This window comes from Arthrobacter endolithicus (genome assembly GCF_026627425.1).
Taxonomy (GTDB): Bacteria; Actinomycetota; Actinomycetes; order Actinomycetales; family Micrococcaceae; genus Arthrobacter_M.
Genome location: NZ_JAPNLH010000001.1, coordinates 328,167 through 339,871 on the forward strand (window position 1 = coordinate 328,167; position 11,705 = coordinate 339,871).

Annotated in this window: 14 protein-coding genes, 1 other RNA gene and 1 pseudogene; 8 read left to right on the forward strand and 8 right to left on the reverse strand. The window is 59.2% G+C overall.

All coding sequences use genetic code 11. The features are described 5' to 3' along the window. The first annotated feature begins 86 nt into the window (after positions 1-86). Positions 87-453, forward strand: a transfer-messenger RNA (tmRNA) gene (ssrA, locus tag OS914_RS01530). Positions 454-538: 85 nt separating this feature from the next. Further along, positions 539-1,675: a tyrosine-type recombinase/integrase gene (locus tag OS914_RS01535; protein WP_267544290.1), complete on the forward strand. Its 1,137-nt coding sequence runs from the start codon at positions 539-541 to the stop codon at positions 1,673-1,675. A 39-nt stretch (positions 1,676-1,714) separates the two neighbouring features. Here OS914_RS01535 and OS914_RS01540 read toward each other — a convergent pair whose 3' ends face one another. The 4 genes from OS914_RS01540 to OS914_RS01555 all read right to left on the reverse strand — a co-directional run bounded on the left by OS914_RS01540 (position 1,715) and on the right by OS914_RS01555 (position 2,715). After that, positions 1,715-1,957: a hypothetical protein gene (locus tag OS914_RS01540; protein ID WP_267544291.1), complete on the reverse strand. Its 243-nt coding sequence runs from the start codon at positions 1,955-1,957 to the stop codon at positions 1,715-1,717. Positions 1,958-1,966: 9 nt separating this feature from the next. Next, entirely contained in the window at positions 1,967-2,107 is a 141-nt protein-coding gene (locus OS914_RS01545) for a hypothetical protein (RefSeq protein ID WP_267544292.1), read from the reverse strand. Further along, positions 2,104-2,319 (reverse strand): helix-turn-helix domain-containing protein, encoded by a 216-nt coding sequence (locus OS914_RS01550; RefSeq protein ID WP_267544293.1) that lies wholly within the window; start codon positions 2,317-2,319, stop codon positions 2,104-2,106. Before OS914_RS01550 ends, OS914_RS01545 begins: the two co-directional genes overlap by 4 nt. Positions 2,320-2,445: 126 nt before the next feature. Further along, positions 2,446-2,715, reverse strand: a complete 270-nt coding sequence (locus tag OS914_RS01555) for a winged helix-turn-helix domain-containing protein (RefSeq protein ID WP_267544294.1) — start codon at positions 2,713-2,715, stop codon at positions 2,446-2,448. A 160-nt stretch (positions 2,716-2,875) separates the two neighbouring features. Here OS914_RS01555 and OS914_RS01560 point away from each other — a divergent pair, with 160 nt between their 5' ends. Continuing rightward, entirely contained in the window at positions 2,876-3,172 is a 297-nt protein-coding gene (locus OS914_RS01560) for a hypothetical protein (RefSeq protein ID WP_267544295.1), read from the forward strand. Between the two features lie 530 nt (positions 3,173-3,702). On the opposite strand, the gene OS914_RS01565 is transcribed toward OS914_RS01560, so the two are convergent. Then, positions 3,703-4,032 (reverse strand): ArsR/SmtB family transcription factor, encoded by a 330-nt coding sequence (locus tag OS914_RS01565; RefSeq protein WP_267544296.1) that lies wholly within the window; start codon positions 4,030-4,032, stop codon positions 3,703-3,705. A 240-nt stretch (positions 4,033-4,272) separates the two neighbouring features. Here OS914_RS01565 and OS914_RS01570 point away from each other — a divergent pair, with 240 nt between their 5' ends. From OS914_RS01570 to OS914_RS01585, 4 genes are all read left to right on the forward strand, one after another. After that, entirely contained in the window at positions 4,273-5,205 is a 933-nt protein-coding gene (locus OS914_RS01570; protein ID WP_324290605.1) for a hypothetical protein, read from the forward strand. A 92-nt stretch (positions 5,206-5,297) separates the two neighbouring features. Next, positions 5,298-5,960, forward strand: a complete 663-nt coding sequence (locus OS914_RS01575) for a hypothetical protein (protein ID WP_267544297.1) — start codon at positions 5,298-5,300, stop codon at positions 5,958-5,960. Between the two features lie 221 nt (positions 5,961-6,181). Continuing rightward, positions 6,182-7,069 carry a C40 family peptidase gene (locus tag OS914_RS01580; protein WP_267544298.1) on the forward strand — a complete coding sequence of 296 codons (888 nt, stop codon included), beginning with the start codon at positions 6,182-6,184 and terminating at the stop codon, positions 7,067-7,069. Positions 7,070-7,146: 77 nt separating this feature from the next. Beyond that, positions 7,147-7,533, forward strand: coding sequence for a hypothetical protein (locus tag OS914_RS01585; RefSeq protein WP_267544299.1), 387 nt, complete (start codon positions 7,147-7,149; stop codon positions 7,531-7,533). A 96-nt stretch (positions 7,534-7,629) separates the two neighbouring features. Here OS914_RS01585 and OS914_RS01590 read toward each other — a convergent pair whose 3' ends face one another. From OS914_RS01590 to OS914_RS01600, 3 genes and pseudogenes are all read right to left on the reverse strand, one after another. Further along, the gene (locus tag OS914_RS01590) at positions 7,630-7,896 is read right to left on the reverse strand and encodes a hypothetical protein (protein ID WP_267544300.1); all 267 of its coding nucleotides are present in this window, start codon (positions 7,894-7,896) and stop codon (positions 7,630-7,632) included. Positions 7,897-8,063: 167 nt separating this feature from the next. Continuing rightward, a complete protein-coding gene (locus OS914_RS01595; protein ID WP_267544301.1) occupies positions 8,064-8,798 on the reverse strand; it encodes a TIGR02391 family protein in 735 nt (244 codons plus the stop codon). Between the two features lie 399 nt (positions 8,799-9,197). Beyond that, positions 9,198-9,785 (reverse strand): annotated as a pseudogene (locus tag OS914_RS01600) (recombinase family protein). A gap of 496 nt (positions 9,786-10,281) precedes the next feature. On the opposite strand from OS914_RS01600, the gene OS914_RS01605 reads away from it, so the two are divergent. Further along, a complete protein-coding gene (locus tag OS914_RS01605) occupies positions 10,282-11,421 on the forward strand; it encodes a hypothetical protein (RefSeq protein WP_267544302.1) in 1,140 nt (379 codons plus the stop codon). The last annotated feature ends 284 nt before the right edge of the window (positions 11,422-11,705 follow it).

The following is an 11,705-nucleotide window of genomic DNA, read 5'->3' on the forward strand; positions in this document are numbered from 1 at the left end:
AATACAAGTCGGTGCAAGTGCGATAGACTGAGTGATCCGGTAGTTCTTGAACGTTTGAGGGCCGCTGGACTTTGATAAAACAACATGGGGATGACTGGTTTCGACGGTGTTCGTCGCGACAGGTGAAGCGGGCCGAGGATACAGGGTTATCTCGTAAACGCTCTCTGTAAACCAATAAGTGCCAAAACATCGCGCACTGACTTCGCTCTTGCTGCCTAAGCAGTAAGACAGTCCGTCAGACCGGGTCTGCTCTCGCCCCGGATCCTGGCGTCATTTAGAGGGCCACTGCTCTACGCCTTTGTTACAGGGGCATAGGGGACACTTATGTAACTGAGCCTGGCAGCTACTCGTTTGCAGGATAGCTGGGGCTGAGAAAAACCGACGCAAACTGCGCCCGGAGAAGACCTGACAACACAACATCGGACGGGGGTTCAATTCCCCCCATCTCCACTGATTTAGCCCCGGATTTCCGGGGCTTTGTCTTTGCCTGCTGACATTTTTGGCGGATCTGCTGACAAAAAGTGGAAGAATCAGCGCTATGGCATGGATCAAGGAGCGCCCGCGTAAGAGCGGAGCAATCTCCTATCTTGTGATGTGGCGCGATGCGGACAGCCGCAAAGGGGAAGCACTGACCTTTCATGATGAGGGTGAGGCCCGAATGCTTGTGCGCCTGCTGAACGCCAATGGTCAGTCATTCAAGATTGCACAGGCAGGCATCCTCAAAGTCCACGACAAGTCACCAACGCTTGAATCCGTGATGCAGCAGCATATTTCGATGCTGACCCGCGCCAGTGCCGGCACGGTGGGAAAATACCGTGCGATGATGCGGGACCATATTGTTCCCCGCATTGGATACCTTCCGGTCACGGCGGTCGAGTATCCCCACCTCACGGACTGGATCAAGTGGATGCAGTCCAAGGGCTGTTCTGCCAAGACAATTGCCAATGTCCATGGCCTGATTTCCGCGACCATGACGACTGCCATCAAGCTGAAGCTGCGCCCCGATAATCCCTGCGCGGGAATCAGCCTCCCGCGGAACGACCGGACTTCCGATCCCGCGTCGTTCCTTACCCATGAGGAATTTGAACTCATCTATAGGAACGTCCGTCCCCATTACCAGCCGTTCGTTCAGTTCCTGGTCGCCACCGGCCTCCGCTTCGGGGAAGCCACCGCTCTCACCGTCGGTGACGTAAACCTGCTGACTTTGCCAGCAAGCGTACGTGTGGAGAAGGCCTGGAAGAGCGGTGCCCGCGGAGTCATGTACGTCGGGCCACCGAAATCCGCAAAGGCGCGCAGGACGGTTTCTCTGCCGTCTGGCCTCACGGAGATTTTGCGGCCGCTGGTAGATGGACGCGATGACGGCGAGTTGCTGTTCTCCTCCCCGAATGGAGGGGCGATCCGTTCCGGTGGCATGCACAATTGGGTATGGCAACCGGCGCTCAAGGCAGCTCACGCCGAAGGGCTCCGAAAACAGCCCCGGGTCCACGACCTCCGCCATACCCATGCATCATGGTTAGTTCAGGAAGGCGTCAACATTTTCACGGTGTCCCGCCGTCTCGGGCACGAATCCATCACCACCACGTTGGACCGGTACTCGCATGTAATGCCTGACGCGCTGCGAGATGCGGCAGAGGCGATGGAACGGGCCATGACCCCAAAACCACACATCGGCTAGGCCTAGCCCTGTCGCCGGAAGGCTTCGCAAGAAGACGGGTCAGAGATTCCGTAGCCTGCTGGCCCGTACTCCAATGAACCGGGGCGTCTGTTCTGCCGGCGGCAACGGCGGTACTGCCAGCATCTTGGCGATTGACTCAATGTCCTCCGACGTGAAAACAACCTTGCCCTTTCCCCATTTCTCGTGGGGGAATCGGCCCTCGGCGGCTCCGGCCCGAAGCCACGCTTCCGTGCATTTCATGACGGCGGCCGCCTCGGCCGGCTCAAAGAATTCCAAACTCATTTCATCACCTCATTGTCCGGCCCATACCAACGGCGGCGTGAACGTCTCCTCATCCTTGACCGCGCTCTCATGCTTCCCGTAACCGAGGCGCTCGGTCATTTCCTTATCGAGCGCCGTCGTGATTGACGCCCTCGTTGACTGCGTCGTCACGGATCTGACCGGAGGGAGAGCCAGGCCTCGAAATCGTGCTTGCTCACGCGCAGGTGCCGCCCAATCCTGTAGGCGTGCGGGCCGATGCCCTTGGCCCGCCACTGGTAGAAGGTTTGCAGTGGGATTTGCAGGTCGTGACAGATCTCCATGGGGGAGAGCCACTGGGTGACGTCTGAATCGACGTGGCCATTGTTTTGGCTGTAGATGGTCATCGCGGGTGCCTTCCCTCGGTCCTGCAAATGCTCGTTTGCCGGTGAGCTGGATTTGATACCTAACCATGGCTGGAATTGAGCATAACTACGTGACCACAACGAAGAAGGGGTCTTCGTCGTATCAGCTCACAGCCATGGAGCAAAGAAGTGGCGCACCTGTGCCAGTTCATCGAATACCTGGGGCGAGTCGACGGCATATGCGGGGCGGAAGTCCGCCGAAGTGGTGTCCGTGATGCCGACAATGCCGGCCTTCGAGAGGAGGTCAAGTGCCCTCGTAACTGTGACCGCATTGAGCGACAGGGCAGTGGATATCTCTCGGACGGTGGCAGGGCCGCCGGTGACCAGCATGTGCACGATTCGGCCGCGGGTCAGATTCATCAATACTGAGGGTTCCATGGAAAACGCTCCCTGGCGGCGTGCGAGACGCTTTTTGGATCTGTCTATTTTAGAAGTTACTCCGACTTAGTCATGGTGTAAATCCTGCCAATCGACATGACTGTGGATAACTGGTTGTGGTCATGGGCCGCGCCGACAGGATTCAGCGGGAGGTGACGTCGTGAACGAACATCCGCAAATTGAGGCATTCTTGGAGGCTGCGGCAAACATGCGCGACCACCGGTACTGGGTGAGAAACCAGCAGGAGCAACTCGCTTTTCTCGGTGCACTCCGGGACGTCATGACCGAAGTTTGTTTTCACCTTGACCGCAATCAGGTCCTGGACCCTACAGGACTGATGGCCTTTGCGACTACAGCCGGAGTCCAGAGTGGCGCGCCGTGGTTGGAGGCCAGCGCAGAATCGGTACTTCTGCCATGTATCGATGAAGTGATCCAACGATACCTTGCGGCGCTGTAGCCCACGGACAATACTGGAGGAGACCCGGAGGCGTGGCCGAGCAGTATTGGCCAGCCGGCCCCGCCATCGTGAGGAGTCCGTCGTGAGTGCTGGAGGCGGCACTACATCTAACCAGCCGTCGCCTCAACTGGTTATGAGCAGGCGCATTAACCTGCTCTTGGACGCTGCCGCAGAAAAGCGCGGCCACACTGTGCTCTTCCCGGAGATTAAAGCTGAGCTAGCCGCGCGAGGGGTGGGCATGTCACGGGCCCGATGGTTTTACCTGAAGGACGGCACGGGCCCGTTGGTCAAGAATAAGAAAGTCTTGACGGCTATTTGTGGCATGTTCGACGTTGATCCGTCATATCTGCTGGACTTGGATTCAGTCGAACTTCCCGAGAGTATCCAGGCTAGGCTGGAATTCGTCAAAGCCCTACGGGCTGCCCGTGTTCAGGCTTTCGCTGCCCGCACGTTGGGTGACGTTTCGCCGGAGACCTTGAATGCGATCACAGAGTTCCTAAGCAGTGACATCTTGGCAAGAACTGATGGCGCTAAAGGTTCGGGGCCGTTAAGTACTGCAGGTGGGCTTCCAAAAGAACCCTAATTCGGTCCGGATTGACTGAATACCTCGGTGCGCGGCCGTGCCGCCGCCCCGGTTCAACATCTGCACTGACAATTCCGGCATCTTCGAGAAGCACCAAGTGCTTGGCAACGCTGGCGTCACTGGCATCCACGTGGGTCACGATTTCGCCTCGTGGCTCCGGGCCGTGTTCCAGCAGGTAGCGGATGATTTCATTGCGCGTGCGGTTGCCAAAGGTGGCGACTGCCAGCTCGACTTCGTATGACCAGTCGGTGGCTACTGGATGCGTGCTTCGGGGCATGTCTTCATTCTGCCCCATAGATGTCAACAGGGTAAGAATGACCCCTTGACAATATATTCCTGATACTTGGACACTATAAATATTACTTTTTGAAGAGGGTTGTCCGTGATTGTTGACCACGCCCAGCCCGCTGTGTCCGGCACCTGTCGGAATGATCTTGCCGCCACCAACGGTGTCCCCAAGATCTTCCGCGTAACGTCCAACGGCGTCGCGCTCGATATTCAGGCAACACACGAAGCGGTGATCATCATGGGTCCTTGGACCAGCGAAGCTCTTGAAACACCTGACACCACCACAGTTGATCTGTCCCTCACCCGTTCACCCGACCACGACATCCCTGTCGACCAGCTGATGCGGGCTGTCGAGGGCGTTCGTCCCTATGTGAAGATTCATCTGGGCAAGTTTGGGTTCTGTGACGACGTGGACGACGTATTGCAGGACATCCGCTTTGCCGCGTGGCAGGGTACTGTGCGCGGCACCTACCGAGCCGTTCCTGGGGTGAAGTTTGATGCTTGGGTCCAGGGGATTGCCTGCAACCTGTGCGCACATCATGTCCGACGCAGCATCGCCAAGTCGGCGCTACCGCTGGACGAGCAGTATGAATCCGGCGTCAACAGTCTGACGGACATCCACATGATGCGTCTTGATGAGCAATCAATCAACCACGTCTGGGCCACGGAGGTTTTGCAGTTTGTTAAAACGCGTGTACCTGAACGCACTTGGGAACTCGCCCTGAACAATCTTTCCGGTCGGAAGACTGAACCACTCACTGCGCCGGCCATCGGCGCATCAGCCCGCACGTGCTGGCACGCCATCTTCGTGGTGCGCCAGATGGCACTGACTGTGAGCCACGCCCTGGATGTCGATCCGCAGCAGATTGTTGACCTCGCAACTTTGCGAACCTCTACTGTTGCTACACTTCCGAACCCTCTGCTCCAGCTCATTGCCGGCGACGTCGTTCTGCCGGCTGTGCTGGGCAACGCCCGAGCCGCCGCCGTCGCCGGTGTAGCCGAAAAGGCTGGCGTCAGCGTGCGCTACGTCAAGGTGCAAGTCGGGTTGGTACGCAGCCTTGTGATGGCCGCCGAGGAAATTCTGCGCGCTGGCACCGGGATTGAAGATTCCGTCATCGAAACGCCTGTTGCCTCGACAGTACACTCCCTGTCCAAGGCCTGATCAGCACAGGACGATGAGGTGGAACCATGAACGTGGGGTGGTTGACACGCAGAGGCAAGCCAAGCCGACGTCGGGCATGGATCCTGTTGCTGGTGACTGTTCTTGCTGTTGCCGGTATAGCAGTGGTGCTGTCGCTTCAGATGCCAGGGGCGGCTCCCGAGACGACTGACAAGGCTCCGTCGAGTACGCCCCTGACTTCACATTCACCCGCTGCACCCACTGCAGTGGCGCAGGCTCCGGCAACAAGCACGCCATCGGAGCCGCCGGAAGTTTCAGCTGATGAACCGTCCGCCCTGGACTTTCGCCAATTGGCCACAACGGCTGCCCGCACGATCTACACATGGGATACGCGCAGGGCCACCTACTCGCAAACTTATGGAAGGATTCGCGCCTGGTGGCATGTACTGCCTGATAGCTCAAACCCGTTGACAGTCTTTGCCGAGCAATTCGAAGCCACGGGGACCAACGCCGCAGCATTTGCGTCCCTCACCGGGGCTCATGGATACCGCACAGCCAAAGCCATAAATTCGACGTGCGACGCGCAACTGGTCCAATTAGTCCAGTACCCCGCGCCTTGGGATGGCCTGCATGTCTGCACGGTCACCTTGGCCGTGACGGAGCACGCAACCTCGGGCACTAACAGCTATACGGCTCCCATAAGCGTCGTCGTGAACTGCCCGCCTGCCACCACAGCTCCGGCTGATCACTGCGAGATGGTGGCGTTCTACGCGTCGCCCGACCGAATCGTGTACTGATGCCGGTCCCGGCGCTCCTTCTGGGAGTCATCAAGAAGCGAGCAGCACTGCGATTGCTTGGCGCGACCGCCAGCGCGTTGGTGCTGTGTTGTGTCATGGCCTTCTGCGGGTCAATAGCTTTGGTGGCGTTCGCCTCTCAAAGAACGACGGCGGGATGTAACGTCGCCGCTACCGGTACGGGTGCGGCGGTATCCATCGCGATACCTGGCCAAACTCCGGTTATGTTGAGCGCTTCACAGGCAACTGTGGCGAAGTCCTACATTGCCGTCGGCCGCACCCGGGCAGTCCCAGATGACGGCATCGTGATTGCCCTTATGATGGCGCTGCAAGAATCTGGGCTGCAGATGCTGGCCAACGCCTCTGTGGCCGAGTCCCTGAATCTTCCTCACGACGGCGTGGGCAATGACCACGATTCCGTTGGCAGCGCTCAGCAGCGACCTTCAGCAGGATGGGGGAGCGTCGCTGAGCTTATGCAGTCGGCCTACAATGCTGAAGCCTTTTATGGCGGACCGCAGGGCCCCAACCGCGGATCCCCGCGGGGCCTTTTGGATGTCCAGGGCTGGCAGCAGATGGATAAAGGCACCGCAGCCCAGGCGGTTCAAGGATCTACGTTTCCAGAGCGGTACGCCAAGTGGAGGCTCGAGGCTCAAGCAATTCTGGAGGGGCTTGGTGCTTCTATGGCACCGGTGGGGTGCAGTCCCGACAAATTAGTAGTCGCCCAACCCACGGTCCCGTCTAGTCTGAGTCAGATTCGACGTGAAATCCTTGCCTATGCCCAGCAAGGAGTTGGCGGCGCATACGTCTGGGGCGGCACGGCATTCAAAGCCTGGGACTGCTCCGGATACGTCCAATGGGTCTACGGCCAGGCCGGCGTCCAGCTACCTCGAACAGAACAGTGGACGGCGGGGACACTCACCACCGTCCCGCAGCCGGGTGATCTCGTCGTACAGAATCCCGATGGTCCCAACCACTGGGGCCACGTCGGCATCTACGCCGGCAACGGCATGATGTACAGCGCATTGAACCCTGTTGTGGGGACATTGCTGCATCCACTCGCGTGGAATGGAGGCACGGCCTACTTTGACCTAGGCTTGCTGTCTGGCAAATAGGAGGTCATTGGTGACGCTGGTGAGTTGATGTCGGGAAAATAAGTCGTTTGGAGTTCGGCACATTGAGGCGGCGTTCTGTGTTCGCTTGGTGGCGCTTGGGCGTTGCCATTGAGACGCCAGCGGTCCCGCGGAATGCGGCTGGCGCCGCGATCGAAATGTCGACACCGGCGTCTGTGCAGAGCCCCGTGAGCTGGACCGCCTGGCACGAGACCAGGAGCCGGTACCGGCTCCGCAATGACTCAACGCACTCCGGCGCGACCGCGAAACTGACCGGATTCAGGGACGTCACGCCTGGCGGCGACGCCGCCGCCAGCTATCAAGGCGCTCTGCCGATTGACCTTGCGGCCAACGAGTCGATCCCGTTCACGATCGATAAGTCCCTCGTCAGCCCAAGCGTCACCGCAATCGAGCTGACCTGGGAAGACAGCGACGGCACCGAACGCAGGCGCACGCTCTACATCTAGCCGTATCGTGACGAACCGTCGTCACGCCCTGCGGGGACCAGCATCGGCTACCCGTATGCTGAACCTATGCCAGGCATCATTGGTCACACCTCCGGTTCAGACAGCCATCGTGGCCCAGATGAGACCGGCAGTGCACACGACCAGGCCGACTGTCGCCGCGACGAGGGCCCAAGAGGTGATTCGAATTCGCTCGGACATCTGCTGATCGAGTCTGGCACGCTGCTCTATTACCCAGACATCTAGTGATGCCTGTGCACCCCAGGAGACCTGTTGGCCACCGATGTGACGCAAGAGCGCGCCAATTCTCTCCAGGTCCTCGGCCGTGGGCTCGGAAACCCGGTGGGATATCTGTGTTCGTCGCATGCTCAAGGATCGCTTTAAGCCGACGAACGCATCCTCGGATGACCATACGTGCGCCATGACTGTACATCAGCGGTCAGCCCAAGTTGAAAGCTGACCTCAGTTGGCCCCCACCGCGAACTGTGGCCCAATAGTTGGCTTCGGGGCCGCTGGCCGTCGTTGTCATACAGTCATACTTGGTCGACTTTGGCCTGGTCAATCCAACGGGCTAGCAGGCTGAAGGCTGCCAGTTGCTCAAGAGCAAGTTGCTCCTCGCCTCCTTCGCTTTCCTGTGGCTTGTGCATGCCAGGATTACGGATCCCTGTGTAGAGCCCATCCGCAAAGGATCGAGCGCCCCGGTGAAGATTCTGATATGTCTTTCCCCCGTCGTCCTCCGTAAGTCTGAGGCGCGGTGCACCTTCTTTTGGCCCGTCCATCGAGAACGCCTCATTGAAAAGCGCCGTCTCAGATACGTCCATACGCCCCAGCTTTGCTTGAGTCTCAGCGTTGACGCGGATCGCGGCCTGCATCACAGCTTGATGATAATGCCCTGTATTCCAGTAGGTCCTGCCGTTTTCCCATGCCCACGGGTGCAGATTAGCCGCGTCCATATCCGGAGCGTTATCCCCTAGATTCTCGGCAAGCTCCGCCGCCCTCTGCACCGCAGCCCTGGCTCTTGAGGCTTGGTCTCGGAGCCAAGTAAACCTCACGTCCTTCTCCGGTCGATCTTGTCTCCAACCAGGCAGAACACGGTCGAGAATCTGCTCCACCACGTGCGCGCGCTGTGATGCTTCAGTTTGCGACCCGCGCATGTGTGTTCCAAAAACTACGACTCCACCGCCGCTATTGTCGTAGCCGACCTGGTCGGTCACACGTAGAAACTGGTCAATTTCCTTGGTCGCCCATTCATGGTTCAACTTGGTCATACAACCATCCTGCCCTGTCATGCCGACTCGCTTCGACGGGCTTGGTTCGGAGCGCGAGTAGAAGGAGGGCGATGCCCCGCGAAGGTTGCCTAAACACTACACGCCAAACCGTCTCGTATCCCTATGGATATAAGACATCGCACCGACCGAACGAGGCCGACGACGGAGTGCTCCAATTTTCGAGGAGTGGCATGTTCGCCCTCGGCCGGCGATTCCCATAACTATGCCTCGAAACTAACTATGTCTCGAAACCTTCCGGCTGAATTGGGGTCTCCACCGTTGGTTGCGAGACACATAGGAGGAGCCCCTGATAAAGCTGATCGGATACACCCGATATGTGGGCATGAGACACGTCCAGCCTGGTGCGTGCCTCACGGTTTCTACACTGACGCTTTAGGCCTAAGGGCGGGTTTGGCCGGTTGTCTGCATTGCCCGGTACAGCGTGGCTCGGCTCCATCCGACGAGTTCAGCGGCTTGCTGCGCTGTTTTGCCTTCGGCGCGGGCACTGGCCGCGATCTTCAACTTTTCGGCCGTCACTACTGGATTGTTCGGTGGGCGGCCAAAAACGGTACCGGCGCCCCTGGCTGCTGCGATGCCGGCATTCACCCGCTCCACGATGAGTTCCCGCTCGTACTCGGCCAAGGTGGAGAGCATGTTCAACATCAGCCGGCCGGTGGTTGTGTCCGGGTCAATCCCGTCGGCGATCGAGCGGACCGTGATTCCCTAGGTCCGGAGCTCGTTGACGGTGTTCAGGACATCGAGCAGGGATCGGCCGAGCCGGTCGATGCGCCACACCACTATGGTGTCCCCGTTTTGGGCGTAGCTCATGAGTTTTTGCATGCCGGGCCAGCTTTTGGCTTCCTTGCTTCCGGAAGTCACATCGGAGTAGATGTCCCGGGCCTGGACACCTGCGAAGGTGAGGGCATCACGTTGGAGCTGGTCGTCCTGCCCGGCGGTGCTGATCCGTGTATATCCCAGATGTGTCATACAACCCAGCGTGCCTCATCAATCCTGAAAATCAGGGCGGAGACGCGCCAACCCATGAGACGACTTACCAAGACAGGCGGAGTCCCCTGAATCTCGGGAGAATGTGTCATTTTCAGAAGGCGAGTGCACAAACGTCAGGAGTCATGTTCACTGGCCTGATTTTTCAGAAGTGCTCTGCACAGAATTTCAGAAGTCGGCAGCACATTCCTCCCTGCCCGTAGGGGGAACGCTCAGCGGGACTAGTACGGCGCGGCGTTTCTCAAAGGGATCCTTGACCGGACGCTCGCTGTCCGGCGGCATGACCAGCTTGACAGCTCGAGGTGACGGCGGCGCAATAACGGCTTCCTCGGAGGTCCGGGCCGTCGATGTGGGTGAGCCACCGGTTGATCTCGCAGCCCAGCGTGCTGAGGCCGAGCCGGGCGATGGCGCTACAACGACACACGCCGTACCTCATGCAATGCGCCGCTCCGGCGGCTCGGCGCGGGAGGATTGGACTGTGACTGACAGCCAGCCAGAGAATGCCGCGTCCGTGGCGCTGTCCACGGCCTCGAGCTCGTTATCGCAACTCGTCACACGCATCCTTGAGCAGTTGGCGCTCAGCGCCTGGCTCCCGGCCGCGGCACTCACGCTGCTGGTCACCTTCATAATGCAGGTGGGTGATGTCCTGGGAGGAAACGACACCCTGGAGAGCAAAGGGGAGCCAGTCCGACTTGACCCGGGCGCAGTGATCTCATCAGCGTTGGAACAGATGGCAAACATCAGCATCGGCGGGGCTGTGCTGCTGGTGATGACCGTGGTCGTTGTAACGATGGTTACTCAGGCTTTCACGTTCGAGTCGATCAGACTACTCGAGGGCTACTGGGGCGTCTGGAGACCAATTGAACGGGTTGCACAAGCGCGGGCGAAACATTGGCGGAACGCCAGAAAGCGACTCGTGAAAAGTCAGAGACGGCTGACCAAGCGAGCCTGGGAGAGAGCGCAGTTTCGCATTGCGGCGGAAGACGAATATACGAACGACATGGTCCAGGCGCTCGGCGCCCAGGTGCTCGGAGGGGAAGCGCCATCAACGCTGAACGACGCACAGGTTGCTCTTGTCGACTCAACTGACTGGTGGCGCTACGCGCCATCCGACTTGCGCAGGCGGCATGTGAATGTAGAAAAGGCGCTGGATGATTTTCCGCACTCCAAGCACATAATGCCAACCCGGCTAGGCAATGTGCTGCGTCGCTTCGAGAATGATACTGGCTACGAGACAGTTCAGGACCTCGTAGACCGCTCATTCCACCTTCTGCCACCATCATTGCAATCGTCGCACGACGAGCAGCGTGGACGACTAGACCTATACTGCTCCATGTTTCTGGTGGCAGTATCGTCCGGACTCATTGCTGCCCTCCGATTCAACTCTACGCACGCGATCTACACTGTTGTATCGGTTATCGTCGCTTCCGTGGCGGCATTGAGTCTTTACCGGGCCGCGGTCGCAAGCGCGCGATACTACGGGTCTCTCCTCGTTGCTATCGCGGAGTTCGTGCGCGAGGCGGAGTCGCAATCGTTTGGCCATGAGGCGCCTGCACAGGTAGATAGAAGTTGGCTCGCGAAATTGCGACGCAAGACGCCTAACGGGCAGCGCCCTTGAGGGGAACCATCATCTCGCCTTTGTGCTTCGGGCATTCTGGGCTTCGGGCTCCTCGAAGCTTCACGGTCTTATCCCGCGGGCAGACCCAAACGAGCTCGCCCTTCTGGGCCCCGGGTACACGGCGGTCATTCATTGGTCCATAATGCTCCTCAAGCGGCGATGTGTAAACGCCAGCGCCCCCGGCGCACTCAGACTGCGGCCGCGTGGTGCGCTGCGGCATCGCCACGGAGGGTGAGTCACCGACACCCGCACCGTCGATTTCCTCTCGACCGGACGGGACATGT